Origin of the sequence: uncultured Tessaracoccus sp. (assembly GCF_947255005.1) — a bacterium.
Classification (GTDB): domain Bacteria; phylum Actinomycetota; class Actinomycetes; order Propionibacteriales; family Propionibacteriaceae; genus Arachnia.
The window spans coordinates 12,498-39,444 of record NZ_CAMYFI010000020.1; the positions used below are offsets into that span (position 1 = coordinate 12,498).

At 65.0% G+C, this 26,947-nt stretch carries 27 protein-coding genes and 1 pseudogene; 10 read left to right on the plus strand and 18 right to left on the minus strand.

Going from position 1 to position 26,947, the window contains the following annotated elements:
- Nucleotides 1–24: 24 nt before the first annotated feature.
- A complete protein-coding gene (locus Q0X61_RS06170; RefSeq protein ID WP_297741380.1) occupies nt 25–792 on the minus strand; it encodes a hypothetical protein in 768 nt (255 codons plus the stop codon).
- A gap of 69 nt (nt 793–861) precedes the next feature.
- On the opposite strand from Q0X61_RS06170, the gene mshD reads away from it, so the two are divergent.
- The 7 genes from mshD to pstB all read left to right on the plus strand — a co-directional run bounded on the left by mshD (nt 862) and on the right by pstB (nt 9,021).
- A complete protein-coding gene (gene mshD, locus Q0X61_RS06175; protein ID WP_297741382.1) occupies nt 862–1,650 on the plus strand; it encodes a mycothiol synthase in 789 nt (262 codons plus the stop codon).
- On the plus strand, nt 1,647–3,734 hold the full coding sequence (locus Q0X61_RS06180) for an RNA degradosome polyphosphate kinase (RefSeq protein ID WP_297741384.1): 2,088 nt from the start codon (nt 1,647–1,649) through the stop codon (nt 3,732–3,734). Before mshD ends, Q0X61_RS06180 begins: the two co-directional genes overlap by 4 nt.
- On the plus strand, nt 3,731–4,597 hold the full coding sequence (locus Q0X61_RS06185) for an NUDIX domain-containing protein (protein ID WP_297741385.1): 867 nt from the start codon (nt 3,731–3,733) through the stop codon (nt 4,595–4,597). Before Q0X61_RS06180 ends, Q0X61_RS06185 begins: the two co-directional genes overlap by 4 nt.
- A gap of 194 nt (nt 4,598–4,791) precedes the next feature.
- The gene (gene pstS, locus Q0X61_RS06190; protein WP_297741387.1) at nt 4,792–5,940 is read left to right on the plus strand and encodes a phosphate ABC transporter substrate-binding protein PstS; all 1,149 of its coding nucleotides are present in this window, start codon (nt 4,792–4,794) and stop codon (nt 5,938–5,940) included.
- 133 nt (nt 5,941–6,073) lie between these two features.
- Nucleotides 6,074–7,105, plus strand: a complete 1,032-nt coding sequence (gene pstC / locus Q0X61_RS06195; protein WP_297741389.1) for a phosphate ABC transporter permease subunit PstC — start codon at nt 6,074–6,076, stop codon at nt 7,103–7,105.
- Nucleotides 7,105–8,214, plus strand: a complete 1,110-nt coding sequence (pstA, locus tag Q0X61_RS06200) for a phosphate ABC transporter permease PstA (protein ID WP_297741391.1) — start codon at nt 7,105–7,107, stop codon at nt 8,212–8,214. Before pstC ends, pstA begins: the two co-directional genes overlap by 1 nt.
- Nucleotides 8,215–8,241: 27 nt before the next feature.
- Entirely contained in the window at nt 8,242–9,021 is a 780-nt protein-coding gene (pstB, locus tag Q0X61_RS06205; RefSeq protein ID WP_297741393.1) for a phosphate ABC transporter ATP-binding protein PstB, read from the plus strand.
- Nucleotides 9,022–9,119: 98 nt separating this feature from the next.
- Here pstB and Q0X61_RS06210 read toward each other — a convergent pair whose 3' ends face one another.
- Both Q0X61_RS06210 and Q0X61_RS06215 read right to left on the minus strand, forming a co-directional pair.
- Nucleotides 9,120–10,334 (minus strand): glycoside hydrolase family 3 N-terminal domain-containing protein, encoded by a 1,215-nt coding sequence (locus Q0X61_RS06210; protein ID WP_297741395.1) that lies wholly within the window; start codon nt 10,332–10,334, stop codon nt 9,120–9,122.
- Nucleotides 10,327–11,736, minus strand: coding sequence for a mycothione reductase (locus Q0X61_RS06215; protein ID WP_297741397.1), 1,410 nt, complete (start codon nt 11,734–11,736; stop codon nt 10,327–10,329). The genes Q0X61_RS06210 and Q0X61_RS06215 overlap by 8 nt, the downstream gene beginning before the upstream one ends.
- A gap of 65 nt (nt 11,737–11,801) precedes the next feature.
- Between Q0X61_RS06215 and Q0X61_RS06220 the strand changes: the two genes are divergently transcribed.
- On the plus strand, nt 11,802–12,566 hold the full coding sequence (locus tag Q0X61_RS06220; protein WP_297741399.1) for an SDR family oxidoreductase: 765 nt from the start codon (nt 11,802–11,804) through the stop codon (nt 12,564–12,566).
- A 16-nt stretch (nt 12,567–12,582) separates the two neighbouring features.
- Here Q0X61_RS06220 and Q0X61_RS06225 read toward each other — a convergent pair whose 3' ends face one another.
- The 14 genes from Q0X61_RS06225 to Q0X61_RS06290 all read right to left on the minus strand — a co-directional run bounded on the left by Q0X61_RS06225 (nt 12,583) and on the right by Q0X61_RS06290 (nt 24,765).
- Complete coding sequence (locus Q0X61_RS06225) at nt 12,583–14,034, minus strand: GerMN domain-containing protein (protein WP_297741401.1); 1,452 nt, start codon at nt 14,032–14,034, stop codon at nt 12,583–12,585.
- Nucleotides 14,035–14,037: 3 nt separating this feature from the next.
- Complete coding sequence (ccsB, locus tag Q0X61_RS06230) at nt 14,038–14,919, minus strand: c-type cytochrome biogenesis protein CcsB (protein WP_297741423.1); 882 nt, start codon at nt 14,917–14,919, stop codon at nt 14,038–14,040.
- A 25-nt stretch (nt 14,920–14,944) separates the two neighbouring features.
- Entirely contained in the window at nt 14,945–16,429 is a 1,485-nt protein-coding gene (locus tag Q0X61_RS06235; protein WP_297741403.1) for a cytochrome c biogenesis protein ResB, read from the minus strand.
- Nucleotides 16,429–17,139 carry a cytochrome c biogenesis CcdA family protein gene (locus Q0X61_RS06240; protein ID WP_297741425.1) on the minus strand — a complete coding sequence of 237 codons (711 nt, stop codon included), beginning with the start codon at nt 17,137–17,139 and terminating at the stop codon, nt 16,429–16,431. The genes Q0X61_RS06235 and Q0X61_RS06240 overlap by 1 nt, the downstream gene beginning before the upstream one ends.
- 41 nt (nt 17,140–17,180) lie before the next feature.
- Nucleotides 17,181–17,744, minus strand: coding sequence for a TlpA disulfide reductase family protein (locus Q0X61_RS06245; protein WP_297741405.1), 564 nt, complete (start codon nt 17,742–17,744; stop codon nt 17,181–17,183).
- Nucleotides 17,741–18,400 (minus strand): histidine phosphatase family protein, encoded by a 660-nt coding sequence (locus tag Q0X61_RS06250; RefSeq protein WP_297741407.1) that lies wholly within the window; start codon nt 18,398–18,400, stop codon nt 17,741–17,743. Before Q0X61_RS06250 ends, Q0X61_RS06245 begins: the two co-directional genes overlap by 4 nt.
- Before the next feature lie 9 nt (nt 18,401–18,409).
- The gene (locus Q0X61_RS06255) at nt 18,410–19,960 is read right to left on the minus strand and encodes a uroporphyrinogen-III synthase (RefSeq protein WP_297741409.1); all 1,551 of its coding nucleotides are present in this window, start codon (nt 19,958–19,960) and stop codon (nt 18,410–18,412) included.
- A gap of 9 nt (nt 19,961–19,969) precedes the next feature.
- Nucleotides 19,970–20,209, minus strand: coding sequence for a glutaredoxin family protein (locus Q0X61_RS06260; RefSeq protein WP_297741411.1), 240 nt, complete (start codon nt 20,207–20,209; stop codon nt 19,970–19,972).
- A gap of 5 nt (nt 20,210–20,214) precedes the next feature.
- Nucleotides 20,215–20,316 (minus strand): 30S ribosomal protein bS22, encoded by a 102-nt coding sequence (locus Q0X61_RS06265; protein WP_042842924.1) that lies wholly within the window; start codon nt 20,314–20,316, stop codon nt 20,215–20,217.
- Nucleotides 20,317–20,436: 120 nt separating this feature from the next.
- The gene (proC, locus tag Q0X61_RS06270) at nt 20,437–21,225 is read right to left on the minus strand and encodes a pyrroline-5-carboxylate reductase (protein WP_297741413.1); all 789 of its coding nucleotides are present in this window, start codon (nt 21,223–21,225) and stop codon (nt 20,437–20,439) included.
- Nucleotides 21,222–22,247 carry an aspartate-semialdehyde dehydrogenase gene (locus tag Q0X61_RS06275; RefSeq protein WP_297741427.1) on the minus strand — a complete coding sequence of 342 codons (1,026 nt, stop codon included), beginning with the start codon at nt 22,245–22,247 and terminating at the stop codon, nt 21,222–21,224. The genes proC and Q0X61_RS06275 overlap by 4 nt, the downstream gene beginning before the upstream one ends.
- A 51-nt stretch (nt 22,248–22,298) precedes the next feature.
- Nucleotides 22,299–23,075 (minus strand): CPBP family intramembrane glutamic endopeptidase, encoded by a 777-nt coding sequence (locus tag Q0X61_RS06280; protein ID WP_297741415.1) that lies wholly within the window; start codon nt 23,073–23,075, stop codon nt 22,299–22,301.
- Nucleotides 23,075–23,971, minus strand: coding sequence for a hypothetical protein (locus tag Q0X61_RS06285; protein ID WP_297741417.1), 897 nt, complete (start codon nt 23,969–23,971; stop codon nt 23,075–23,077). The genes Q0X61_RS06280 and Q0X61_RS06285 overlap by 1 nt, the downstream gene beginning before the upstream one ends.
- Nucleotides 23,968–24,765, minus strand: coding sequence for a sugar phosphate isomerase/epimerase (locus Q0X61_RS06290; protein ID WP_297741419.1), 798 nt, complete (start codon nt 24,763–24,765; stop codon nt 23,968–23,970). The genes Q0X61_RS06285 and Q0X61_RS06290 overlap by 4 nt, the downstream gene beginning before the upstream one ends.
- Nucleotides 24,766–24,882: 117 nt before the next feature.
- Here Q0X61_RS06290 and Q0X61_RS06295 point away from each other — a divergent pair, with 117 nt between their 5' ends.
- Together Q0X61_RS06295 and Q0X61_RS06300 are read left to right on the plus strand one after the other, a co-directional pair.
- Complete coding sequence (locus tag Q0X61_RS06295) at nt 24,883–25,521, plus strand: VOC family protein (RefSeq protein ID WP_297741429.1); 639 nt, start codon at nt 24,883–24,885, stop codon at nt 25,519–25,521.
- 83 nt (nt 25,522–25,604) lie between these two features.
- Entirely contained in the window at nt 25,605–26,009 is a 405-nt protein-coding gene (locus Q0X61_RS06300) for a hypothetical protein (RefSeq protein ID WP_297741421.1), read from the plus strand.
- Between the two features lie 300 nt (nt 26,010–26,309).
- Here Q0X61_RS06300 and Q0X61_RS06305 read toward each other — a convergent pair.
- Nucleotides 26,310–26,947: pseudogene (locus tag Q0X61_RS06305) on the minus strand (transposase); the annotation flags it as partial.

Sequence of the window (26,947 nt, forward strand, 5' to 3'; positions counted from 1 at the left end):
AGCGGTACCCGAATAGACGACGGTTTACCCGACACGCAGGAACTCCACGGCGCCGATGGTGAACTTGTCGCCCTCGTCTCCCGTTGGGGAGGCGCTCGTCGACACCACTTCGAGCGTCACCGAATCAGCACGCACGCGCGGAAAGCCCACGGCCTGCGACGCTCCGTTGCTACCCGAGAGCCCCTGGTCAAACCAGGAACCGTCAGAGAACCGCCAGCGCACGCTCATCACCTGCCGCTGACCGGCGGTCTCCTCAGGCTCAACTGAATTGCCGCTGGTGAGGCTCACGCCGACGATCTCCTCGACGCTCGCGAATCGAAACTCGATCCGCTCCCCGACGCCACTGCCCTCGCATTCCAAGCCGGTGGCGGCACTCGCATCGACGAGCCCGCTCGGGTCGGCGTCGGTGCACGTGGTGGTGACCACCGATGGCACCAGCGTCTCAGTAGCCCCGTCGTAGGCGGCATGCGCACTCGTGTTGCTCTCGCTGGGGCTCGGCGTCACGCTCTCCGAGCTAGCCGGTGACGACGGGGACACACTCGCTTTCGGGCTTCGCGAGGAGTTCGCCACTAGCGCCTTGCTAATGCCGAACCCCACCAGGCCAGCGAGCAGGATGAGCACCGCGGCGATGCGTACCGGAATGAGCATGGGCCGCGACGGAGGCACGCTGGCCTCGGGGGGCTGTGGCTCTCCGTCAGGCTCGGAGTCGAGGGCAGGCTCAGACGGCGCCTCGTCGGCCTCGGCCGGCTCCAGGCGCCGTCGAAAAAACTCGTCAGGCAGTTTCCACGCCACGGATGCAATCGTAGAGGGTTACTGAGTACCCGACTAAGATGGCGGTTCATCCGGTGTTGAAGGAGTGTCGTGGGTTCGATATTCGAAGCAGCAACCGCTGTGGACGGCGTCTCGCCCATCAACGAGTCCGGCGAGCTCGTCGTCCAAGAGTTACGCCCGGGCCACATCATCGCGAGCGACGTTGCGGAAGCTGTCGTCGACCTCCGCGACGGCACCATCATGCTCGCCGTCCACCCCGATCACCGTCGCCTCGGGCATGGCCGCGAACTCCTCCAACGTGTCCTCAGCGAACACCCCACCCTCGACGTGTGGGCGTTCGGCACGCTGCCTGGCGCGGAAGCCCTGGCACATGCAGTTGGCCTCGCCCCCAACCGCGTGCTGCTGCGGATGACACGCCCCCTCTGCCACGTCGCATCAGAGGCTGTCCCCGTCGAGATCAGCCCGTTCCAGCCTGACGACGCCGACGCCATCGTCGCCATTAACGCGCAGGCGTTCGCCCACCACCCCGAGCAGGGCAAGCTCACCCGCGCGGAGTTCGACGATTTACGAAGCCAGCCCTGGTTCAGCCCCGACGGCCTCTTGGTTGCCCGAGATCGCGACGCACCCATCGGTTTTCACTGGACGAAGCGGCACGGGAATGGGTTGGGCGAAGTGTATGTCATTGCTGTCGCACCCGGGCACGAAGGCAAGGGCATCGGCAGGGCGCTCCTGGCCGCCGGTCTTCAGCACCTCTTCGATGTGGGCGACCACACCGTCGAGTTGTATGTCGAGGCGGCCGAGGAGCGCGTCGTTCGAATGTACGAAGCCGCAGGCTTTTCGATTGCGGCGCGCGATACACGCTTCGGGAGAGCCGTATGACCACCTACGTTGACACCACTGACCTTCCGGCAGACCGCTTTGGGGATCGCGAGCTGAGCTGGCTGGAGTTCAACAAGCGTGTACTCGACCAGGCGAGCGACGCCGTGCGTGTTCCGCTGATCGAGCGCGCGAAGTTCCTAGCCATCTTCTCCAGCAACCTCGACGAATTCTTCATGGTGCGCATCGCAGGGCTGAAGCGCCGCATCGACGCCGGCGTCGCGCAGGCGAGCGCCAGCGGCATCCTCCCCCAGGACCTCCACGAGCGCCTGCTCGCGCGCATCCACGAACTCGTCGACGAGCAATCCAACCTCTTCCAGCACACGGTGCGCCCCGAACTCGCCAGGGAAGGCATCGAATTTCTCCGGTGGGAGGAACTCACCGCCACCGAGAAAGACCGCATGCGCACGGTGTTCTCCGAGCGCATCTACCCCATCTTGACCCCGCTGGCGGTGGACTCGTCGCACCCATTCCCTTACATCTCCGGGCTGTCGCTGAACCTCGCGGTGATGCTGCGCAACCCCGCGACCGGCGCGAAGCAGTTCGCCCGCATCAAGGTGCCCAGCAACCTCTCCCGCTTCGTCGAGGTGGGGCCAGGCAGGTACCTGCCGCTCGAAGAAGTCATCGCGCGCCACCTAGGTCAGCTCTTCACGGGCATGCAGGTGGTGTCTCACACGTCCTTCCGCGTCACCCGCAACGAAGACATCGAGGTTGAGGAGGACGACGCCGAGAACCTCCTCACCGCGCTGGAGCAGGAGCTCCTGCGCCAGAAGGTTGGGCGCCCGCCGGTGCGCCTCGAGGTGGCCGACGATATCGACGACAGCCTGCTGACGATGCTGCAACACGAGGTGGATGTGCACGACAGCGAGGTGTTTCGCATCCCCGCGCCACTGGATCTCAAGGGCCTCTTCCAGCTGGACAGCACCGACCGCGAAGACCTGAAGTACCCGAACTTCCTGCCGACGACGCACCCCGAGCTCAACGAGGCCGAGACCGCAGCGCCCGTCGACATGTTCCGCGCGCTGAAGCGCCACGACGTCCTACTGCAGCACCCCTACGACTCGTTCGCGACGAGCGTCCAGCGCTTCATCGAGCAGGCCGCCCACGACCCGCAGGTGCTCGCCATCAAGCAGACGTTGTACCGCACGTCGGGCAACTCCCCCATCGTTGACGCGCTCGTCGATGCCGCGCAAGCGGGCAAGCAGGTGCTGGCGGTGGTGGAGATCAAGGCCAGGTTCGACGAACAGAACAACATCGACTGGGCACGCAAGCTCGAGCGCGCGGGCGTGCACGTCGTCTACGGCATGGTGGGGCTGAAAACTCACTGCAAGCTGTGCCTCGTGGTGCGCGATGAGCCGGAGGGCCTGCGTCGCTACTGCCACATTGGCACGGGCAACTACAACCCCAAAACCGCGCGTCAATATGAAGACATGGGCCTGCTCACGTCGAACCCCATCATCACCGACGATGTGGCCCGCCTGTTCAATCACCTCTCGGGCATCACGCAGGAACGCAACTACCGTCGCCTGCTCGTCGCCCCGCACGGTATCCGAGCTGGCCTAATTACCCACATTGAACGCGAGATCGCCAACCACAAGGCGGGCAAGCCTGCGGGTATCCGCATCAAGGTGAACGCCGTCGTCGACGAGAAAGTCACCGACGCGCTCTACCGCGCCTCGCAGGCCGGGGTTCCCGTCGACGTGTGGGTGCGCGGCATCTGCACCATCCGCCCTGGCGTGCCTGGGTTGAGCGAAAACATTCGCGTGCGCTCCATCTTGGGGCGCTTCCTGGAGCACTCCCGCGTGTATTGGTTCGCAGGCGGGGGCACCCCTGTGGTGGGCATCGGTTCCGCTGACCTCATGCACCGCAACCTCGACCGCCGGGTGGAGGCCGTCGTCGGGCTCTCGCACCGTCGTCATATCAAGCAGATTTCGAACCTCTTCGACTTGGCCTTCGCACCCGATACCGTGCATTGGGCGCTCAACGACCGCACGTGGACGCCGCACCTGCTCGACGCTGACGGTAAGCCGCTGCGCGACTTGCAGTTCGCGCTCATTGAGCAGTTCTCCCATAGGCGCGAACGATGAGCGGACGCGTGCGCGCGGCGGGGGCCGTCGTATTTCACAACTTCGACGGCATCGAACACGTCGCGCTCGTGCACCGGCAGGCCTATGACGACTGGACGATCCCGAAAGGAAAGGCGCATCCCGACGAGCTGCGCCCGGTGACTGCCGTGCGCGAGGTGCGCGAGGAAACCGGCCTCCTCATCAACCTTGGCACCCGGCTGTCCAGCCTGACGTACCCCGTGGGCAAGCATAAGAAGAAGGTCGACTACTGGCGCGCCGAGGCGAGGGCGCGGTTCTTTCACGTGCCCGATAAAGAGGTTGACGAGGTGCGCTGGGTACCCGTTGACGATGCCCCCGCCATGCTCAGCTACCCCACCGACGTCAAGGTGCTCGAGGAGGCCCTTGCGCTGCCTCCCACCACCGCGCTGCTGCTGGTGCGCCACGCGAAGGCGATGCTGCGCAAGCATTGGTCGGGTAACGATCAGAGCCGACGTCTCGACGGGCGCGGCCGCCGTCAGGCTGCTGAACTCATCCCACTGTTCGAGGCGTTCGGGGTTCGGCACCTCGTGAGTTCGCCCGCGGTCAGGTGTGCGGAGACGCTCGCCCCGTACGGCCGTTACAAGGACATCCGTACCGAGACAATCACGCTCCTCACCGAGGAAGAAGGCACGAATGATCCCGACGGCGTGGCCGCCCGGGTACGCGACGTCGCCGCCGCAGCCACGGAACCGACGGCGTTGTGCGGGCACCGCCCAGTACTGCCAGCGATGCAAGAAGGGTTGGGTTTGAAGCACCGCTCCATGTTGGTCGGAGAGATCACGGTGCTGCACCGTGATTCGCGCGGGAACATCGTCGCGGAGGAACACCATAAATCGACGGCCTGAGCCGCGGTTCTCATCACGGGTAGATAACAATCTTGATGCGCCTTGGGGCATCCCGCGCGCGACACGAACTTTGTTCACCCGTTGTTCACCTTCATTGCCGAGACGCGTAACTTACCCCGCCTAGGTTCCCAGTTGAGAACAAACGTTCCGCCGCCCAACTGGTCGGCAAATGATGATCCTTTGAGAGGAATTTCATGAAGCTCCGCGCTTTTGCAGCTCTCGGCTTGACGGCCGCCCTCGCCCTCACCGCTTGCGGTGGCGACGAGAAGGGTACGGACACCAAGTCCCCTTCCAACGATGCTTCTGCCTCCAAGCCCGCTGGTTCGGATTCGTCTGAAGGCAGCGGCTCCACCGGTGGCGGCGCGCTCTCCGGCACTATCGCAGGCATGGGCGCTTCCTCGATGAAGGCCGCCCAGGCTGCTTGGACCGCCAAGTTCATGGAGGACAACCCCAACGTCAAGATCTCCTACGCCCCTGAGGGCTCCGGCCCCGGTCGCGACGGCATCAAGCAGGGCAAGGTGCAGTTCGCTGGCTCTGACTCTCCTTTCACGGCTGACGAGAACAAGGCTGGCGAGTTCAAGGCTTGCGCCGCTGACTCCACCGTGTACGACATCCCCGTCTATATCTCCCCCGTCGCGATCGTCTTCAACGTCCCCGGCGTGGACGCCATCAACATGACCGGCGAGGTTGCCGCCAAGATCTTCAAGGGCGACATCTCCAAGTGGAACGACCCTGCCATCGCTCAGCTCAACGAGGGCGTCGAACTGCCCGACGAGTTCATCAACGTGGTGTACCGCGGCGACGAGTCCGGCACCACCGAAAACTTCACCGACTACCTCAAGGCTGTCGCTCCGGGCGTGTGGGATGCCGAGCCTTCCAAGACCTTCCCCTACACCGACGGCGGCCAGCCCGCTGAGAAGACCGACGGCGTGAAGAACGCTGTGTCGCAGGGCGAGTTCACCATCGGCTACGTTGACGCTTCCGCTGCCGAGGGCCTGGGCGTTGCCCACATCGGTAAGGACGGCAAGTTCGCTGCTCCCGACCCGGAGCAGGCTGCCGCTGTAGTCGACAACTCCAAGCTCGACACCGAAGGCCGCGAGGAGCACGACATCGTCGTGAACCTCGACCGCGAGGCCGAGGGTTACCCCATCGTCCTCATCTCCTACGGCGTTGCTTGCGCCAAGTACGAGGATGAGAAGGTTGCCGAGGTCGTCAAGGGCTACCTCACCTACATCACCTCCGAGGAAGGCCAGAAGCTGGCCGCTGAGCAGGCTGGCAGCGCCCCGCTGTCCGCTGACATGACCGCCAAGGTCAAGGCTGCGATTGACTCGATCAACGCCTGACCTTTGAACCAGTTTCGGTTGATCGCGTGAACCGCGCTCGTCTCGCCACGCGAGGCGAGCGCGGTTCACGCTCCCTCATCCCCGACCTCGTTGGTGCCTCGAAGCTGTTTCCAAGGCACCGCTAAGGAGCATCATGTCCACGCAGACGCCCTCCACCGAACAGGTGGGCACGGAGTCCGACGACCCGCATTCGCTGGTTCGCAGCAAAGCGCGCTACGGCGACGCACTGTTCAAAGGAATCTCGCTCGCGTCGGCGCTGATGATCTTCGTGATCCTCGCAGCCGTCGCCACCTTCTTAACGTCCCAAGCGCTGCCAGCCTTTAGCGCCGACCCCGCGGAACCGACCAGTCTGCGCGCCGTCGAGGCCGCCGGCGGGTTCTGGCAGTGGGTGCTGCCGCTAGCATTCGGTAGCGTTTGGTCTTCCGTACTGGCGATGTGCATGGCCGTGCCACTCGCGGTCGGCATCGCGTTGTTCTTGTCACACTACGCACCCAAGCGGATCTCCCGCATCTTCGGCTACATCATCGACCTGTTGGCAGCCGTGCCCTCGGTGGTGTTCGGCCTGTGGGGCGTGACGGTGCTCGCCCCCGCACTGCACCCCTTCTTCAAGTGGCTGAACGAGAACATGGCTTGGTTCCCGCTCTTCAACGCCTGGGAGCTGCACGAGCGCTCAGGTGAGATGCGCCCCATCCTCGCCTCTGGCGGCCAGAACATGCTCACCGCCGCGATCGTGCTCGCGCTCATGGCCACGCCGATCATCACGGCACTCACCCGCGAGGTCTTCATGCAAACCCCACGTCTGCACGAAGAAGCATCGCTGGCGCTGGGCGCCACCCGATGGGAGATGGTTCGCCAAGCGGTGTTTCCCTTCAGCGCACCGGGTGTCGTGTCGTCGTGCATGCTCGGCCTTGGTCGCGCGCTCGGTGAAACCATGGCCGTGGCCATGATCCTGCCTGGCAAGGTGCTCATTTCCTTCCAGTTGTTGACGCGTAACAACCCCAACACCATCGCCGCCTACATCGCGCAGAATTTCCCCGAATCTGAAGGCACAGGTAAGGCACAGCTGGTTGCTGCTGGCCTCGTGCTTTTTGTGATCACCCTCGTGGTGAACATGATCGCACGTGCGATCATTGCACGTCGTGCCGAGTTCTCTGGAGCGAACTGATGATGACTGACGCACAACGTACTCAAACCACGTCCAATCGCAGCAAGTCGCCTGGGAAGGAAGCGATCACAGGCGGGCAATTGCCCAAGTTCTCGTGGATCCTCTTCCTCGCCTTGGGCTGGGGCATCGCCGCTGGGTGTCTGTCGCTGATCGGAGCGTTTTCCTGGGCCGGCATGGTGGCACTCGGCACGCTGATCTTCTTCGCTCTGGTGTTCGTCGTTTCCATCGCGGTGGAGGGCAAGCGTCGCGCGGTTGACCGCCTGGTTCGCTACGTGTTGACGAGCTTCTTCCTCCTGGCGCTTCTCCCGCTCGGCTCGTTGGTCTTCGAGGTTGTCTCCAGGGGCGCTCCCCGCTTCGACCTCGCCTACTTCACCCAGACCGAAGCGAAGGCCTACGACGCCAACGCCGACCTCGGCGCGGCGCACGCGCTCGTCGGTACCTTGATGACCACCGGGATCGCGTTCATCATCTCTGTCCCGATCGGTTTGTTCACGGCGATCTACCTCGTCGAGTACGGCAACAAGACGAAGCTTGCAGCCGGTGTCCGCTTCCTGGTGGACGTGATGACGGGTATCCCCTCGATCGTCGCCGGCTTGTTCGCCTACGCGCTGTTCTCGATGCTCTTCGGCGCAGGGAGCCCGCTGATTCGCACCGCCTTCCTCGGTTCGATCGCACTGTCGGTGCTGATGATTCCGACGGTGGTTCGCTCCACCGAGGAAATGCTCAAGTTGGTGCCCAACGAACTGCGCGAGGCATCGTATGCGCTCGGTGTGCCGAAGTGGCGCACGATCGTTCGTATCGTGCTCCCAACCTCGCTGGCAGGTATCGTCACCGGCATCATCTTGGGCATTGCCCGCATCATCGGTGAGACGGCGCCGCTCCTCGTGACAGCGGGCTACTTCCAGCTCACCAACGCGAACCCGTTCAACGGGCCCACCGCCACGTTGCCGGTGATGGTGTATCAATCGTTGAAGACGATCGGCCCCACCGCGGAGCAGCTCCACACCCTCGGCTGGACGGGTGCCCTGGTACTCATCATTATCGTCATGGGCCTGAACCTGCTAGGCCGACTCATCGCATGGAAGTTCGCCCCCAAGCAGGGCCACTGACCGCACACACGAAAAGGATTCATTGCAATGGCCAAGCGCATTGAGATCAAGGATCTCGACATCTACTACGGCAAGTTCCACGCGGTGCGGAACGTCAACATGACCATCGAGCCCCGCGCAGTCACCGCCTTCATCGGCTCGTCGGGCTGCGGCAAGTCCACCGTGCTCCGCTCCATCAACCGCATGCACGAGGTGATCCCGGGGGCCTACGTGGAGGGAGAGATCCTCCTTGACGGAGTGAACCTCTACGCGCCCAACGTCGACCCGGTGCGCGTGCGTCGCCAAATCGGCATGGTGTTTCAGCGGCCCAACCCGTTCCCCACCATGTCGATTCAGGAAAACGTGCTCGCCGGGGTGCGCCTCAACAAGAAGCGCATCAGCCGCTCCGAGGCCGACGACATCACGGAGAAGGCACTACGCGGCGCCAACCTGTGGAACGAGGTCAAGGATCGCCTCGATAAGCCCGGTTCCGGGCTGTCCGGCGGCCAGCAGCAGCGTCTGTGCATCGCCCGCGCGACGGCGGTGGAACCCGACGTGCTGCTCATGGACGAACCTTGTTCAGCGCTCGACCCCATCTCCACCCTCGCCATCGAGGAGCTCATCAAGGAGCTGAAGGAGGAGTACACCGTCGTGATCGTGACACACAACATGCAGCAGGCAGCCCGCGTGTCCGACACGACCGCGTTCTTCAACCTCAAGGAGCAGGGCCAGCCGGGTGAGCTCATCGAGGTGGGTCCCACCGAGAAGATCTTCCACAACCCCGACGAGAAGGCGACGGAAGACTACATCACTGGTCGCTTCGGCTAAGCCACACCCGTAGTATCTACCGCAAATGTTGGAGGGGCTACCCAGCCGGGCAGCCCCTCCAACATTTCCGCTCTTGCGTATCTGAAGCGTGCGGTTCGCTAGCCGCACTCCATGGTGCTGATCGATTCCTTCAACGCCAGCACCCGAGCCGCGGACTGTGCGACGGCCTCGGCGAACTCCGGGTCGTCGTCCATCTTGGCGACGATGGCTGCGGCCATGTCTTGCGCGATGTTCGCGTCGGCGTTGATGATGAGATCACCGCCCGCGTCGAGGAAACGCACGGCCCGCTCCCCCGCGGGCACGTCGGCTACGGCACCGGCCGCACCGAGATCGTCGGAGATGACAACCCCGTCGAACCCGAGGCTGCCCCGCAAGATGTCGGTGATGATCTTGCGGCTGAACACAGCCTTGTGGTCGGGGTCGATCTGCTCGAACGTTGCCGACGAGATCATGACCGACGATGCGCCGGCCTGGATGCCGTCGATGAAGGGCTTCCACGACGGGTCATCGACGACGGTGCTCTGGTCGGTGGCCTCGTCATTATCGGTGTTGTGCCTCACCTTGCCGAGCCCTGGGAAATGTTTGAGGCTGGTGGCCACGTCGGCGCTCTGCATGGACTGCACGAAGGTGACGACGCTGTCGGCCACCTTCTCCGGATCTGAGCCGTACTGGCGTGTGAGCTGCCCGATGGGTTCGTTGCTGGCTGCGAGATCATCGGGCACCACGTCGGCGACGGGCGCGAGGTTGAACCGCACTCCGGCGCGCGCGAGCTCTGCCGCCCACGTCTCCGACTGGGCGTGGAAGGCCGTCTCGTTCATCTGACCTTGCGCGACGGCGTCGGGAATGCGGGTGAATCCTTGGCCTTGCAGGCGCTGCACCTGGCCACCTTCTTGATCTGCCGCGACGAGCATGGGGATGTCGGCAGCGCCGAGCGCTCCGACGCGAGCCGCCAGCGCCGCGGCGTCGGAGCGAGTCACCTTCGAGCTGCCGAGCAGCACGACGGATCCTGCCTTCGTGCTACGCAGGACATCAATCGTCGCAGTATCTAGGTCCGACGTGGACACACCCACCATCAGCAGCTGGCCCACCTGCTCTTGCGCGGAGAGCGCCTGGGCCTCGGCGAGGCACTCGCGGGGTGCCTCTGGCGTCGCGGACGGGTCGGAGGTGTTGGCACCCGCCGATGCCCTACCACGCGCAGATGGCGTCGTCGACCCCATGTTCGGCGCGGGCGGGGAGATAATGGGCGCTGGAGCGCACGCGCTAAGCGCCAGCACCGCCGCAAAAGCGACGGAGGCGGCGAAGCGTTTAGCCACGGGAGAGCTCCGCGGGGGTCTTCGCTTCGAGCAACCCGAGCAAGGCGTTCTCAACCACCTCGGTGAGCGCCGGATGGATCCAGTACTGCCCTCTCGCCATCTGGTCGACGGGCAGCCCGAATGACATCGTCTGAATGAGGGGCTGAATCAGCGTCGACGCCTCCGGGCCGATGATATGGGCGCCCAGGAGGTGCCAGCTCGTCGGGTCGGCCAACAGCTTCACGAAGTGGCTATCATCTTCCATGGCCCACCCGTAGGCCACATCGCCGTACGCCTGCACCTTCTTCACGTACGGGTGCCCCCATTCGTGCAGCTGCTGCTCGGTTGCACCGACGTAGGCGATCTGCGGCTTCGAAAACACCGCATTCGGCACGTAGCGGTGGTCGGAGGAGATGAGGTTATCCGGGTGCAGCAGGTTGTGTTGCACCGTGCGCATCTCGTGGTTCGCGACATGCTTCAACAGGTAGTCAGACGAGACATCACCGATCGCCCAGATGTGCGGCACGCTCGTGCGTTGATGGGCGTCGACGCGAACGCCGCCGTCGGGACGCCGCTCAACCCCTGCGGCGTCGAGATGCAGCGCCTCGACGTTGCGCTCACGCCCGACGGCGACGAGCACCATGTCGGTAAGGTACTCGTACTCGACGCCGTTCACGTCGGTTGCCACGACGGCAACATCACCCGCCGGCCCAGGCTCGAAGCTCGACACCTGCTGGTTGAGACGCAGGTTCACCCGCTGAGCGAGCGCCTCGCCGAAAGCGGCGGAGATGTCCTCGTCGGCGCCTCTCAGCAGTGTTTCGGACCGGTGCAGCACCGTGACTTCGACACCGAACGAGGTGAAGATGTGCGCGAACTCAGCCGCGATGTATCCACCGCCAACGATCACGAGCCGATCGGGCAGCTGATCGATACGCATGATGGTGTCTGACGTGTGAATGCGCTCGTGGAGCCCCTCGGCGCACGGCACGTCAAGCGTGCGCGGGCGAGAACCCGTGGCAATCACAATCTGGTCAGCTTCGATCTGGGTGTCGCCAATGCGCAGCGTGTGGGCGTCGACGAAGGACGCCTCCCCGTCGAATACGGTGACGTTTGCGTTCTGGCGACGCCACTGCTTGCCGCCTGCAGAGATGGCGTCGAGCCTGGTGAAAATGCGGTCGCGCATGGCGTTCCAGTCAGCCTGGCCGCGCTGCAAGGTGACGCCGAGTTTGCCGGCGTCCTCGTAGGCGCTGGCCAGGTCGGCAGGGTGGACGTACATCTTGGTGGGGATACACCCGCGATTCAGGCAGGTGCCCCCGAAGGTCGGGTCGCGTTCGACCAGCGCAACTTCGAGACCATCGAATCGCTCGTCGATGAGGGAGTTGCCGGAGCCGGAACCGATGACTGCCAAATCGAAATGCTGCATGCCCCCCATCCTGCCATCTGATGTGAAGGGCGCGTGGTATGACGGGCGGCGATAGGCTGTTTCCCATGACCAAGGAATGGGCAGTAGTCACAGGCGCCTCCGCTGGCCTCGGCATCGCCTTCGCTGAGCACCTGGCCAAGCAGGGCTCGGACATCATCCTCGCCGCGCGGCGAAGAGACAGGCTCGAGGAGGTGGCCGACAAGCTCGCGCACAAATACGGCACCCGCACCGAGGTGCGCGCCGTAGACCTGGCAAGCGAAACGGGCAGGGCAAACTTCGTCGAAGAGATCCACGCCACGCCCGTGCACACTCTGGTGAACAACGCCGGCTTCGGGTCCGTCGGAAGGTTCGCGGAACTGGCGCCGTCGAGGCTCGCGCAGGAAACATCACTCGACGTCGGCGCGCTCACCGAGCTCTCCCGCGCCGTTGTGGAGGGCATGATCGGGAGACGGCGGGGGGCCATCATCAACGTCGCCAGCACGGCCGCGTTCCAGCCCATTCCCGACATGGCCGTCTACGCGGCGGCGAAGAGCTACGTGCTGCAATTTACGATCGCGCTGTGGCAGGAGCTCTACGACACGGGCGTGCGAGCCGTCGCGATTTGCCCCGGTCCCACCGACACCGAGTTTTTCTCCAATGCCGGCGACGACGGTGTGCTCACGCAGCGTCGCCGCCCAGACCAGGTGGTGGAGACCGCGTTCAAGGCCCTCAAGGAGCACCGTCCGTTCGCGATCGACGGGGTCCGCAACCGCGTATTGGCGCTGGCCAACCGCTTCGCGCCGCGCAGCGTGCAGGCACGGGTGGCCAAGATGGTGATTCACAACACGTAACGCACCGGCAAGCGGGCTAGTCGGCTACCCGCACCAACTTGGTTTCAGACACGCTGTTGGGCTGCCCAGCCACATTGAGGCCTCGCGCGGTGGCCGCGGCCCTCACTTCGTAGGTGCCGGGTTCGCTGATTGACAACATGACCGACCAGATGAGCCACCCCTCGTCGTTCTTCGCGAGACCCGTTTGCGCGATGCTGCTGGAAACGACCTCTTGCGTCTCGGTGTGGACGAGCGTCACCGTCGGAGCCCCATATTCGGGCCTCACCGTGCCCTGGATGGAAAGCGTGCCCGAGGGCGTCACGTCCTGATTCCTGGGCGAGGTGATCCACAACCCCGGCATCGGGCCAAGCCCGTGGCGACGATAACCCTGCGATACGTTGAACGGTGCCGGTGCGGCAGACCCGTCGGCGTGGAAGTGCACGACGAGGCCAGGCCGCTCTAGCAACTCCGACATGGTGTACACCATCTGTTCAATCGCGGCCTGCTGTTTATCGGGCTCGATACTCGAGTAGGCGTCGGCGCTGAGGTCGACGGTGAGCACCCCGTCGTGCAGTGTCGATCCCAAGTATTTGCCCGTCCACAACGACACGTAGTCGGGGTCGAGCGGCACGAGCGTGATGAGCGATTCGATGCCGGTTCGAGAAAGACTCGCCGTCGATGGCAAGTCGCGGTACTCCCGATACAGCTTGCCGTCGGTGCGCCCAACGTAGTACATCGGCGCGCTGCGCACGACCGCTTGCACCGCGGATTGAGTGGTGGGCGTCGGGATTTCGACGGTGGTGGACGCCACGGGTTCAGGCGCTACCGCTGATTCCCGCTGGGTGCCAACCGCCAGAATCGAGCCCACCGCGAGCGCCACGATGCTCGCGACAGCCACTAATTGCCCACGCACGCTGCCTCGCTCGGGTGACGACGCCTCCTGCAGCACCGGCTCGAGGGGCTTGGCAGGAGGAACCTTGATCTGGCTCGCGATGGAGTTGAGCGCTGCGGTGAGGTCGGCAGACAGCGCGTTAATCTGCTCACCCTCCCCCTCGTCACTCGCGAGCTCCTCGAGCGCGCTCTCGAGCCGCTGATTGCTGCGATGCACCGTCAGCCGCATGACTCGCGAGAGCTCCGGACCAAACATCGTCATGAAGTGACTCACGACGAGGATCTCGGCCGACGATGCGCTCTGCCTGCGCAGGCGCTCGATGAGCGGCAGGTAGCGGCCGTCGTCGGGGTCAGGAATCTCGACGCCCTCCCCGGACGCGGTGCGTGCGAGATGCACCACCTGTTCGGTGAGGTATTCCACACGCTCCTGCGGGTCAATGAGGCGCCTGCTGCGACGGTGCAGCGACCGGAACGCGGAACGCACGATCGGGCCTGCTTCGGTGCTCGCTCCGAGCAGCCGTGCCAGCCGGTAGAGGCGGGGACGCTGCTCAGCGTAGAGCTCGATCAGGTCGTCGATCCCTTCGTTATCGACAGCCATCGATCAAATCCCGGCGTAGGAATGAAGCCCGCTGAACAGCAGATTCACGCCCACAAAGTTGAACCAGAACGTGGCCACGCCGATCAGGCACAGCACCGCGGCGGGGCGTCCCCGCCAGCCAGCGGTGAGCGATGCGTGGAGGTAGCCGGCGTAGACCACCCAGGTGATGAAGCTCCAGGTTTCCTTCGGATCCCAGTTCCAAAACCGCGACCAGGCGTACTGCGCCCAGATGGAACCGGCGACGATGGTGAACGTCCAGATGGGAAACGAAAATGCCGTCATGCGGTGGGCGAACGTTTCGAGTTTCTTCAGCGACGGAATCCGCGCCAGGTAGCCGGTGAGCTCGGTGCCGCGACGCTGGGCGCGAGCCTCGGCGGAGTGCCGCACCAGGAACAGCGCGCTCGCGACGGCGGCGATGTTGAACCCGGCGGCAGCGATCACGGCTGCGACGATATGGATGATGAACCACACTGAGTGGAGTGCCGGCACGAGAGGCGCGACGTCGACGTAGAACACGGTGACGGCCAGCCCGAGCATGACGGCGGCGATGAACGTCACGCCGATGCCGAGCCACCGGGTGCCCCAACGCCACAGCGACAGGAGGTACAGCAAACCTAAGATGGCGATCGCGGAGGTGACGAACTCGTACATATTGCCCCACGGAGCTCGCGACGCCGCGACGCCGCGCAACACCACCCCCACCGTGTTCAGCAGCCAGCCCACCACCGTAGCGGCCACTGCGAGGCGCCCGTACACGTCGACGTTCAGGCGCTTCGAATCTTCCGAGCCATCCGCCGCTCGTTCGCTGGTGAGCCCGCGGGCGAACACCCATTCCGCCGTGTGCAGGATGAATGCGACGACGTAGGCAACGGCGGCGGCCACCATCGCCAGGTCAGAGTATTGCGACACCTTATTCCTTCCCCCCGTGCAGGGCTGCGGCGAGCTCGGAGACTTCATCTTCTAGGCCAGTGGCGGTATTGCTCCGGTCGAGGCCACCGACGGTGACGTCCTCGTCGCGCAACCGCACGAACATGCGCCTGGGCTTCACGAACAGGCTGAGGGTGAGCCCTCCGATGCCGATCAGCACCGACGCGAGCGCGAGGGGGTTGCCCGGTGTCCGGCTGATCTGCAGCTTCACCCACCGAGAGTAGCCGTCGAATTGCACGGTGCCCAAGTTATCCGGGAGTGTGAACCCGGAGCCCGGCTTCATCCTGGCCCGCAGGCGTTCGCCGTTGTCACCGAGCACCGGCTCCAAGCCTGCCGTGTTGAGCGTATAGACCGATTCCGGCATGCCCGTCTCCGTCGCGGGGTCGCCGTACCAGGCGTTGATCCAAATCTCCGGGTCGAGCGCGTCGGGGAATACCGAGCGTGGGCCCTGCTCGTCGAGCACCGCCGTCGGTAGGAAGATCGCCTCGAAAGCGAGACGCTTGGGGCGCGCATCGGGCGCCTTCACCACGCCGACGGAGGAGAAATTGCCGTCCTGCGGCAGGAGCACCTGCGGGCCGGAGAATGCGACGTTGCCGTCGCCGTCGGTGACCGTTACGTGGGCGGCGTACCCGTGGCCAAGCAGGTTGATCTGCGAGCCACCTCGGGTGTGATAGGGGGTGTTGACCGTCATCAGCTCTTCATGGGTCTGTCCGCCCTCGTTCACGGTGACGTGAGCATCGAACACACGCGCAGCTCCGCGCTGCACTCGCCCCGTCTCAAACTTTGCCTGGAAACTGTCGACGGTGAGGCTGAACTCCTCCAAGTCATCGGTGTTCACCCACCCGCCGGCGGTGAAATCGTCGTACTGGGTGATGACGTTGGTGAACCCACGGCCTTCCACGACGACGACGCTGCCGTGAAAACCACCCAGGTTCGACCATGCCAAGCCGAGGAGCACCCCGACCAGGGAGAGGTGGAACGTAAGGTTGCCGAACTCGCGCAGATACCCGCGCTCGGCGCTCAGCCCCTCGTCGGTGCGCCGGATTCGATAGCGGTGCGACTTCAGCCAGCGTTCCGCCTCGTCGAGGATTCGCTCGTTTGGCGCAGCATCTACGACGGCGTGCACCGGCATCTTGTGCAAGTGCCGAGGCAGTTTGGGGGGCGGTGTGCGCAGGTCACGCGCGTACTTCGCGATGCGCGGGACGATGCAGCCGATCAAAGAGATGAACAGGAGTAGGTAGATGGCGGAGAACCACGGCGACGAGTACACGTCGTACATGTGCAGCGCCTCCCACACCTTGTTCAAGGTGGGGTGGGCGCGCTGGTATTCCAGCACCTTGATGGGCGAGCTGGGGCGCTGCGGAATGATCGAGCCGGGGATGGCCGCCAGCGCCAACAGGAACAGCAAAATCAGCGCGGTCCGCATGCTCGTGAGCTGATTCCACGTCCATCGCATCCACTGCAGCATCACAGCACCGTCCCGAAGTTCGCGGCCCACTGACGCACGCCTGCCATGAGCGCATCCCACCAGCCAATGAGCATCGCGAGGCCCACCGCGACCATCAGCGCGCCCCCGATGCGCTGCACCAGCACCTGGTGGCGTTGCAACCACTGCAACCTGGGCGCGAGCTTCGCGAAGGCGAGCGCGAACGCGAGGAACGGCAGACCGAGCCCGAGCGCATAGAAGAATGCCAGCACGCCGCCGCGCAGAGCTGAGGCTTCGTTGAAGGCGAGCGTCAGCACGACGGACAGCGCCGGCCCGATGCAGGGTGTGAAGGTGAGCCCGAACACCAGGCCGAGAACGGGGCTTGCCGCCACGCCCAGCGTCGGGGTGTACGACGGGCGCCACACATTCGGCAGCGGCAGAATACCCATGAACGCCACGCCCAGCACGATGATGAGCACACCGACGATGATCGTCACCGCCCGCTGATGCTCGATCAACACCGAACCGATGCCACCGGCGAGGGTTCCCGTCGCAACAAAGACAGCCGAGAACCCGAGGATGAAACCGATGGTGCCCAGCACCAGTGGCTGACGTTTCCCTTCGCCACTCTCAATTTGACTAGGGCCGATGCCAGAAGCGTACGACAAGTACCCGGGCAGGAGCGGCAGTACGCAGGGGGATGCGAAACTCACCAGCCCGGCCAACAGCGCCACCGGAATGGCTAGCACCATCGACGACGTGAGCGCCGAAGCAACCCACCCCTCCAACGGGATCACTGCACATCACCCACCAAGGCCACCAGCGTGTTGGCATCTACCTCGCCGATCACCCGAGCGGCCACCTTGCCGTCGGAATCGATCACGAGGGTGGACGGAATCGCTTTGGGCGGCAACTGCCCGAACCCCAGCAACAAGGCGCCGTCGGGATCAAAAATATTGGGGTAGGTGATGCCGGCGGTGCGGACGAAAGCCTGCGCGGGCGCCGGCGTGAGATCGCGCGTGTTGAGGCCAAGGAATTCGACACCCTCACCAACCCGCTCGTAGGCCTCAACGAGTTCGGGCGCTTCGTGCCGACAGGGCGCGCACCAGGAGCCCCACACGTTGACCACCACGACCTTGCCTGCGAAATCCTCGGTGGAGATGCGCTCGCCTTCCTGCATGAGCGACGGGCCCTCGAGTGTTGGGGCATCCGGGCGTTGCGCCGGCTCCAAGATCGTGACGGTGCCGTCGCCAATCGTGAACCCGGCGGCTCCGTCGTCGGCTCTCTCATCTGGCTGCGCGGGCGAGCAGGCGGCCAGCAGGAATACGGCGACGCCGGAGGCGATGGCGCGCCTCATGTCCCCACCCGGAACTTCGACGCCGATGAACTCTCCGGCAGTAGGTCAGGAATGTGCTCGGCATAATCGACGCGCACGGGGCGCTCGTCACGGAAAGTGAACGTCGTCACGGAGCACAGCGTCGTGCGCCGACGCCTCGGGTCGTGCACAAAGCAACGGCCTTCCACCGCGCGCCGGGCGATGTAAATCGGAAGCTGATGCGACACGACGAGCGCTGTTCCTCCATCACCGGCAGCACGGGCCGCGTCGCGAAGCGCGGCGAGCATCCGCTCAGCGATGTCGACGTAGGGCTCGCCCCAACCGGGACGCAGCGGGTTGCGGACGTGCCAGAACATGCGCGGGTCGAACAGCGCACGGTTATTCGCCCCGAACACCTTGCCTTCAAACTTGTTTTCTGCCTCGATAAGCCGCTCGTCAATGACGACCTCGAGACCGGGGTGCAGCGCCGCCGAGGGCGCCATCGTCTCTCGCGCTCGCTGCAGCGGCGAGCAGCGCAGATGCGTGAGGGGTTCGTCGGCGAAGTGCTGGGCCATGCGGCTGGCCATACGATGCCCCAGCTCCGACAGGCCGAAACCCGGCAAACGCCCGTAGAGCAGACCGTCGGGATTGAACACCTGTCCGTGGCGCATCACGTGCACCGTCGTCGAGCTCGTCATGACCTCAGACTATGTCTTCGCTGCAACCGTCTTCCGACGACGACGGCGTTTGCGCTCGGAAGGCTTCTTCAGCGGCTCGCCCTGGGCGAGCTGATGATCGCGACGGCGTTCGGCGAACCGCGCCAACCCGTCAGCGATAGCGACGACGGTGGGCGACTCGGCAATGACATCCACGCGCAGCCCGTGCTCCTCGCAGGCGGCGGCGGTGGCCTCCCCCGCGGCGACGATCACGGATGCCGTGTGCGGCTTGCCCGCGATGCCAATCATGTTGCGCACCGACGATGCGGTGGTGAACACGACGGCGTCGAACATGCCCGTCTTAATGTCATCGCGAATCTCGGCCGGCGGAGGTGCGGCCCGGACCGTGCGGTACGCGGTGACACCCTCGACTTCCCAGCCCAGGTGCGTGAGCCCTTCGACGAGCGGGTCGATCGCGACGTCGGCGCTCGGCACGAGCACGCGGTTGATCGGATCCATCAGTTCGTCGTAGGCGGGGAACTCAACGGCCAGCCCGGCGACGGTATTCGAGCCCTCGGGGGTGAGATCTGCGGTGATGCCGCGGCGGCTCAGTGCCTCCTTCGTGCCGCGCCCCACCGCCGCGATGGCGATGCCGGACATGGCTCGCGAGTCGAGGCCGTACTCTTCGAGGCGTTCCCACACTGCGACGACGGCGTGCGGCGAGGTGAAGACGCACCACAGGTATCGCCCGTCGACGAGGCCTCGCATAGCGCGCTCCATGCCTTGCTCGGTGCGGGGCGGCTCGATGGACATCGTCGGGATGGTTTCAAACACAGCGCCGTACTGGGCGAGCTCCTCGCCGAGGTCGTCGAGCGAATCTTTCGTCCTGGGGCTCAGGATGCGCCAGTCGAGCAGCGGCTTCTCCTCGAACCATCCCGTGCGGCGCTCGCGCTGGGAGTCGATGGAGGGGCCGGTCACGAGGTAGCAGTAGTCGGATTCGACGTCGGGCATGGAGCCCCACGTCACCACCTTGCTGCGCTGGCCCGTCGTGCCCACACCTTCCAGGATGCAGACCGCGTCGGAGGCATCGAAATGCTCGAGCGCGACGTCGGTGACCGCCTGCACCAGCTCACGGGAGGTGTGGACGGCGACGGTCTTCGCCGCCGGCCACGCGTCGGCGGCGGGCGCCTGGATGGTGGCGTCGAGGAACGCGGCGCTGCCCTCAATAGGAATGGCACCGTAGTTGAGCATCGTCGTCCAGTGGTTGACGCCGGGAATGACGTTGATGCGTACCCCGGCAGATTCCATGTCGGACAACGCGCTCGACGGATTGGCGTCGAAGAAGTGATCGGCGCGCTCGAGGCGCACCACCTTCAACCCTTCGCGAGCGGCGGTGAGCAGCTGCGATGTTTCATCGTCGGCCACGTGCTCGACGCGCGCATGCCCGATGCCGAGTTGGCGCACTTCCTCGATGTCGATGTCGGCATCGACCACCACGAGGTCGGCGAAGTGGAGGGTGCGTGCTCCCAACATGGTGAGCAGGGCAAACTCACCCGGACCGGATCCGACGAAGGTGACGGACCCTAGACCTACTTCACTCACTGCCTTCTCCTATAGCCAGTTCGCGAGCGCAGCTTCATCCACGAACCAGTAGCTGCGCACCACGTCGTCGATGATGAGTACTGGGACGTGGTCCGAAAACTCGGCTTTCAACGCCTCATCGGAATCCACATCCACCAGTGCATACGTGGCTCCGCGCGCTTGGCACGTGCGCTGCACAATGCGCTCGGCGTCTTCACAGAGATGACATCCTGAGCGGGTGAGCAGCCGAACCCGCGCTGCGGGAGCCACCGGCGTTACTTGCCTGCGCGGCGACGCTGGATACGAGTGCGCTTGAGCAGTTTGCGGTGCTTTTTCTTGGCCATGCGCTTGCGACGCTTCTTGATGACAGAACCCACGTTCAGCCTTTCTTGACAGCTTGTTCGGGCCGCGAATACGCGACAGGACTCCCCATGGTAACGCGCGGAGAGTGCATCAGCCTAATATCGGTAAAGCACCTACTACACCCCGTAGGTGTTTCACCGCTCGGCCAGTTCGGCCGATCTAGCAGCGCAGGCCTCGACGGCGTCGAGCATGGCCGCGCGCACGCCGTGATCGTCGAGTACCCGCAGCGCGGCAGCGGTCGTGCCACCAGGCGATGTCACCTGTTCGCGCAGTTCGACGGCGGTACGGCCGGAGGCGTCGAGCAGCTGAGCCGCACCCAAGAAGGTCTGCGTGGTGAGCGTCGTCGCCTCGTCGCGGGTGAGACCCTGATGCACGCCGGCCTCGATCATTGCGTCGGCGATGTAGAAGAGGTAGGCGGGTCCGGAGCCGGACAGCGCGGTGAGCGCGTCGAGGTGCTGCTCGTCGGTGATGAGGGTCTTCCCCACCGCGGTGAAGAGCTTCTGGACGCGCTCGATGTGCTCGCCAGTGGCGTGCTCGCCGGGCACGATGCCGCTCATGCCCTGACCAACCAGCGCGCCCGTGTTCGGCATCACGCGCACGCACGCCGTGCCGGGTGGAAGTTGGGCCTGCAACTGCTCGAGCGTGACGCCGGCTGCGACGGAGACCACCAGCGCACCCGGTTGCGGGCGCAGTGCGGCGAGGATCTCGTCGAATTGGTGCGGCTTCACCGCCACGACGATGATGTCGGCGCTGGCGGCGTCCTCGAGGCCCACACAACGGACGCCGAAGCACTGCTCAACTTCTGCCGCGCGGGATGCAGAGCGTTGCACCACGACGATGTCGTCGGCGTTCCAGCCGGCAGCCAGCCACCCGGACAGCAAGGCGCCGCCCATGTTGCCGGCCCCGATGAGCGCGAGCGTCATACCAACAGCTCCGCGATCTGCACCGTGTTGAGTGCCGCGCCCTTGCGCAGGTTGTCGCCGGAGAGGAACAGCACCAGCCCGGTGCCGTCAGGCAGCGAGTGGTCTTGACGGATACGCCCGACGAGGGTGTCGTCGCCACCTGCCGCAGCGAGCGGGGTGGGCACGTCAACCAACTGCATGCCGGGTGCGTCGCGCAAGACCGAACGGGCGTCGTCGGGCGAAATCTCACGCGCGAACCGCGCGTGCACCACGAGCGAGTGGCCGGTGAAGACGGGGATGCGCACGCATGTGCCGGCGACGGCGAGCTCTGGGATGTGCAGAATCTTGCGCGACTCATTGCGCAGCTTCTGTTCCTCGTCCGTTTCGCCGAGCCCGTCGTCAACGATGCTGCCGGCGATGGGCACCGCGTTGAACGCGATCGGCGCGACGTAGGGGCCGAGGTCGCCAGGCTGCATGCGCGAACCGTCGTGAGTGAGGCTGCGGGGATCGTCGACGGCGCCTACCTGCTGCGCGAGGGTGTCAACGCCGGCGAGCCCCGAGCCGGAGACCGCCTGAAACGTGGTTACCTGCATAGCCACGAGCCCGACGGCGTCGTGAAGCGGCTTCATCACGGGCATGGCCGCCATCGTCGTGCAGTTGGGGTTGGCGATGATGCCGATCTCCGCGCGATGCACGTCGCCGGGGTTCACCTCGGAAACGACGAGCGGCACGCGGTCGTCGAGCCGCCACGCCGAGGAGTTGTCGACGACGGTCGCTCCCGCCGCAGCCACCTCAGGAGCCCACTGCTTCGACGTGCCCCCGCCCGCGGAGAACAACGCGACGTCGAGCCCTGCGAAGTCGGCCTCGGCGATGTCTTCCACCACGATGTCGGCGCCGTCGTAGTGCACCGTCTTACCGGCGGATCGGTGCGAGGCGAACGCGCGCAACTCGTCGACGGGAAACTTTCGCTCGGCGAGCACGCGCAGCATGACGCCGCCTACCTGGCCAGTGGCTCCAAATACTCCAACACGCATGGCGGCCAGTCTACGCAGACTGGCCCGGCTGCGACGGTCGCGTCCGAAGCGTGTGCGGCCTCACGCAAACGGGAGGTACACGAGCAGCCCGGCGCCGAGGAACGCGAACAGGTCGAGTAGCACGTGGACAATCACCAGCGGCATGACGCGTTTGAGTTTGAGGTACAGCCACCCAAAGACGAGGCCCATCACCAGGTTGCCGAAGAACCCGCCGAAACCTTGATAAAGGTGGTAGCCGCCGCGAATCAGCGCCGAGATGACGACGATCGCCCACATTCGGCCGCCGCGCTGCGCCCAACGCGTGAAGAGGTAGCCGATCATGACGACCTCCTCGAGGATGCCGTTCATGAACGCCCGCCCGACGAGGATCGGCACCGTCCACCACTGTGCCGTAAGATTGGCCGGGCTGACCTGCGTGTTGATGCCGACCCGGACGGCGAAGAGGTAGAAGGCCAGCCCAGTCACGCCGATCACGGCGAAGATGCCGAAGCCTTGCGCCAAATCGCGTCCTGGTTTGCGCAGGTCGAAGCCCATCGCCTTGCAGGGGCCACCGTCGGGAGGGAAATACACCCACAGCAGATACAGCACCAACGCCACCGGCATGAGCGGGAACAGTGTGCCGGCGAGCTGGTAGGCGAAGTCGAGCCACGGCCTGTCCGGTGTGCGCGAGGTGTTCATCGTTGTCACCTGCTGGTTTAGCACCACCTGGCGGGTGAGTTTGTCCCAGATCGACAACACCGCGTACACGGCGGATTGGCCGAGCGAGAGCAGCAACACGACGACGATCTCCAGCCCGAGGCGACGCTGCAAGTCGCGCGGGGCAACGTCGGTGTTCATCATCGCTTGTCGAACACCGCTCGGAGGTAGCCCCAGGCGGTCTGTGGTCTGAGGGCAACGCGGGTGAGCAGGTACTCGTACCAGCCGGGACCGTACGGCAGGAGCACGCGGGAGCGCTGACCGATGTCGGCCAGGCGGCGCTGCTCGAGCGGACGCACGCCGTAGAACATCTGGAACTCGATTTCCGCGACGGGGTTACGTCGGCCAAGCTCTTGGGCGATGGCGATGATTCGTGGGTCATGGGAGGCGAGCATCGTGCGCGCGCCGCCCTCCATCGCGAGGCGGAGGCAGCGCACGAGCGCCTTCGCCTTGAGGTGCTCGCTGTGGTAGCCGAGCGCGCGGGGCACAGGGTACGACCCGATGCACAGCCTGAGCCGTGGGGAACCGTCAAGGAGGGCCAGCACGTCGCGCTCGACCCGGCGGATATCGACCGGCAGGGTGAGCCCGAGGTCGGGGTGGTCGATGTGCACCTCGCGCCAGAGCCGGAGCGTGTCGCTGTACTGGGCGGCCCCCTGCATTTCCAGCGTGACGAAGGCACCGACGGCGGCGGCATCGTCGGCAAGTGCGCGCAGCGTGGCCCTCGCTTCGCCCATCGAGGTGCGGATTCCGAGCTGCGATGGCTTCACCGACAGCTCCACGCCGCGCGCGACGTCGCCGAGATTCGCGAGCAGCTCTTCGAGCGCGGCCGGTGATTCCGCTTCCGATTCGCTCGTGGGGAGGTAGGTGTAGCCGAGCTCGAGCCCTTTGGAGCGCAGGTCGAGGCCGGTCTCGACGGCGGTGGTCGGCACGACGCCGGCAACGTAAGGGCGGGCGATTTCTTCCAGCGCCCCGGACGTGAGCGCGGTGTGTTGCACACGCTTCGAGCGGATCACGCGCCGCAGCATGCCATGGATCATCGATGCCCCTTCCCAATCTCTAGGTGTTTGCGGGTGTCGGTGAGCACGTCCTCGAGCATCGTCGCACGCTCGTGGCGGGAGCGTGCGCGACGGGTGGAGACCTCCACCACGATGTGGCCGGCGTATCCCCTCCGTCCGAGCTCTTCGACGACGCCCCACGCGTTCTGGTCGCCCTCGCCAGGCAGCCAGTGCTCGTCTTTGAACGAGCCACGTCCGTCGGTGAGGTGCACGTGCTTCAACCTGCTCCCCCACGCATGGAGGAGATCCATGGCTTGCAGCCCGGCCGTCGAGGCGTGCGAGAGGTCGAGAGTGAGGTGGTCGTAGTCGCGGTCGGTGGGGTCCCACGTCGGAAGGTACATGGGCAGCTTGCCTGCGGGGGAGCGCCACGGGAACATGTTTTCGACGGCGAACGTCACGCCGGAGGTTTGGTTGAGCCGACGAATGCCTTCCTCAAACTTCGCACCGTAAGCGCGCTGCCAACGAAATGGCGGATGCACGACAACGACGTCGGCCCCCAGCCGCTTGGCGGCTTCGGCGGACTTGTCGAGCTTCACCCACGGATCGCTCCCCCACACCTGCGGGGTGATGATCAACGTCGGGGCATGTAGCGACAGCACCGGAACCTTGTGGTATTCACTGAGCTTGGCGATAGCGTCAACGTCCGTGCTGAGCGGATCGATACCCACCATGAGCTCCACACCGTCGTAACCAAGTTGCGACGCGAGCTCGAATGCGCTCGCGGAACTTTCTGGGTACACCGTCGTGGTCGACAGCGTGACGGTCGGGCTAGTCACGGTTCCACACTACAAGGCTCGTGCGACTGACAGCGATCGCGAAGACCCAAGCGGGATTGCACTGCGGGTACCCCGATTCGGAGGAACGGCGCCTCGTCGTGTTCAATGGGGGGCATGATGCACGTGGACCACTTGATCTTCGCGGCAGGCCCCGATGGTCTCGAGGCCGATGCCGCCCGCCTCGCTGACCAGCTGGGTACTCAGCACAAGGACGGCGGGGTTCACCCCCGGTTCGGTACCCGCAACCACATCATTCCCCTCGCTGACGCGCGCTACATCGAAGTAGTGGAGGTACTCGATCATCCCGCGGCTGAAAAGGCGCCGTTTGGGCAGGCCGTGCGGTCGCGTTCCAACATGGGCGGCGGCTGGATGGCTTGGGTGGTGAGCGTCGACGATATCGCCCCCATCGAGGAGCACCTGGGCCGCAAGGCCGTCGAGGGCTCGCGTGTGTTTCCCGACGGTCGCCGCCTCGAGTGGTTGCAGATCGGTGTGCGCGGACTGATTGCCGACCCGCAGCTGCCTTTTTTCATCCAGTGGAAGTCCGACGCCGACGTGCGCCCCAGCGCTTTGCGCGGCGATGTGAAGCTCAAGGGCTTCGAGGTTTCCGGCTCCGCCGAGCGCTTGAGCGAGTGGTTGCAACACGAGATCTCGGACCACCTCGACGGCGTCGAGTTTCACCTCGTCGCGCCGAATGCGATGCCCGGCATCAGCCGCGTTCGGTTCGAATCCGGCCCCAAGGGTGAGGTTATTCTCTGACGCTCATCGTCGCGATCGACGGCTTCGGGGCGAGCGGGAAGTCGTCGCTGGCTGGGCAGTTGGCGCGGCAATACGACGGCCAGGTGGTGCATCTCGACGATTTCGCGCGCCCCGGTACCCCCACCTGGGAGCACGAGCGTTTCATCGACGAGGTGCTCCGCCCGTTGCGTGCGGAGCGTGCGGCGTCGTACCAGATCTGGCCTCCCGATGCGGCGTCACCTGCCGGCGCTGGCATCGTCGCTCCTGGCGGCCTGGTGATCGTCGAAGGCGTGTCAGCGCTGGCGCTCGCGGTGGTGGAGCGCGTCGGACACTGGTGGGATCTGTCGCTGTGGCTCGATGTCGACGAGGAGGAGCGCCGACGCCGCATCGCAGCGCGCGACAGTGCCGCGCTGGCTGCGAAGTGGGAAGACGAGTGGTGGCCATCCGAGCGCAGGTACTTCCGCGACGAGCGCCCCCTCCGCCGCGCCGACTTCATCGTCCACGGCTGACCCACCGCCGCTGCCGGGTGTGGGCCCGGCCAGGTTGCGCCGTCGTCGGCTTCCCGCCAGGCAGGTGCAACCTGTGCGGCAACAGAACGGATCAAGTGTCACCTGCCTCCCGACGACGCCTCCACGCAGCCAGGCAAGTGACACATGTTCCGGGACAGAGCCGCACAGGTTACCTCTGCCCTGCGGGGGAACATCGGAGCGACGAAGACCTCACTCATCGTGCTGAGTCGGCCGTAAGATGAGGCCATGCCCAGCGAGCTTGTCAAATTTTTTGTGTAAGTGGTGGTCTCCGGGGTTTGGTTAGAGGTAGGGGTTGATGCGGTCGGGGTAGGCGATGGCGAGTTGGGCCAGGGCCTGTTTCCAGTTGGTGGTCACTTGTCCTTCGACGAGGCGTCCTTTAGCGTTGCGTTTGGCTGCCTTGGGTCGTCCTTTCTCCTTGGCCCGGTCACGGGCTCGTTTGTCCTCGATGTTGCAGATCGCCAACCACAGCAGCTTGACCGCGGCCTAGTCGGAGGGGAAGTGGCCTCGGTTCTTGGTGACCTTGCGCAGCTGGTAGTTCAACGACTCGATCGCGTTGGTGGTGTAGATCACCCTGCGTAGCATCGGCAGGAACGCCAGGAACGGCACGAACCGGCCCCACGCGTCCTCGAAGACCCGGACGGTGTTCGGGTTGGCCTTGCCCAGCGGCGTGACCGCGAACTCGTCCAACGCTGCTCTGGCAGCGTCTGCATCGACGGCTTGGTAGAACGGCTTCAACGCCGCAGCGATGGCTTTGCGGTCCTTTCAGGACACGAACCGCATCGCTGCCCGGATGAGGTGGACCACGCAGGTCTGGACCATCGAATCGGGCCAGGTCGCCTCGATCGTCTCGGGGAACCCTGTCAGCCCGTCGCAGCACACGGGTCTGCTGAAGGTTTGGTTGACTCCAAGACCGCATG

What these genes read in the sequence shown, in the direction of transcription:
- Q0X61_RS06180 (WP_297741384.1), top strand. Translation starts at nt 1,647, where the DNA reads ATGACCACCTACGTTGACACCACTGACCTTCCGGCAGACCGCTTTGGG.
- pstS (WP_297741387.1), top strand. Translation starts at nt 4,792, where the DNA reads ATGAAGCTCCGCGCTTTTGCAGCTCTCGGCTTGACGGCCGCCCTCGCC.
- Q0X61_RS06215 (WP_297741397.1), bottom strand. Translation starts at nt 11,736, where the DNA reads ATGCAGCATTTCGATTTGGCAGTCATCGGTTCCGGCTCCGGCAACTCC.
- ccsB (WP_297741423.1), bottom strand. Translation starts at nt 14,919, where the DNA reads ATGGTGGCCGCCGCCGTTGCCTACGTCGTCGCATTCATCCTGCACACG.
- Q0X61_RS06295 (WP_297741429.1), top strand. Translation starts at nt 24,883, where the DNA reads ATGCACGTGGACCACTTGATCTTCGCGGCAGGCCCCGATGGTCTCGAG.
- Q0X61_RS06285 (WP_297741417.1), bottom strand. Translation starts at nt 23,971, where the DNA reads ATGATCCATGGCATGCTGCGGCGCGTGATCCGCTCGAAGCGTGTGCAA.
- Q0X61_RS06185 (WP_297741385.1), top strand. Translation starts at nt 3,731, where the DNA reads ATGAGCGGACGCGTGCGCGCGGCGGGGGCCGTCGTATTTCACAACTTC.
- proC (WP_297741413.1), bottom strand. Translation starts at nt 21,225, where the DNA reads ATGACGCTCGCGCTCATCGGGGCCGGCAACATGGGCGGCGCCTTGCTG.
- Q0X61_RS06240 (WP_297741425.1), bottom strand. Translation starts at nt 17,139, where the DNA reads ATGGTGCTAGCCATTCCGGTGGCGCTGTTGGCCGGGCTGGTGAGTTTC.
- pstA (WP_297741391.1), top strand. Translation starts at nt 7,105, where the DNA reads ATGATGACTGACGCACAACGTACTCAAACCACGTCCAATCGCAGCAAG.
- Q0X61_RS06235 (WP_297741403.1), bottom strand. Translation starts at nt 16,429, where the DNA reads ATGCTGCAGTGGATGCGATGGACGTGGAATCAGCTCACGAGCATGCGG.
- pstC (WP_297741389.1), top strand. Translation starts at nt 6,074, where the DNA reads ATGTCCACGCAGACGCCCTCCACCGAACAGGTGGGCACGGAGTCCGAC.
- Q0X61_RS06280 (WP_297741415.1), bottom strand. Translation starts at nt 23,075, where the DNA reads ATGAACACCGACGTTGCCCCGCGCGACTTGCAGCGTCGCCTCGGGCTG.
- Q0X61_RS06245 (WP_297741405.1), bottom strand. Translation starts at nt 17,744, where the DNA reads ATGAGGCGCGCCATCGCCTCCGGCGTCGCCGTATTCCTGCTGGCCGCC.
- Q0X61_RS06220 (WP_297741399.1), top strand. Translation starts at nt 11,802, where the DNA reads ATGACCAAGGAATGGGCAGTAGTCACAGGCGCCTCCGCTGGCCTCGGC.
- Q0X61_RS06250 (WP_297741407.1), bottom strand. Translation starts at nt 18,400, where the DNA reads ATGACGAGCTCGACGACGGTGCACGTGATGCGCCACGGACAGGTGTTC.
- pstB (WP_297741393.1), top strand. Translation starts at nt 8,242, where the DNA reads ATGGCCAAGCGCATTGAGATCAAGGATCTCGACATCTACTACGGCAAG.
- Q0X61_RS06225 (WP_297741401.1), bottom strand. Translation starts at nt 14,034, where the DNA reads ATGGCTGTCGATAACGAAGGGATCGACGACCTGATCGAGCTCTACGCT.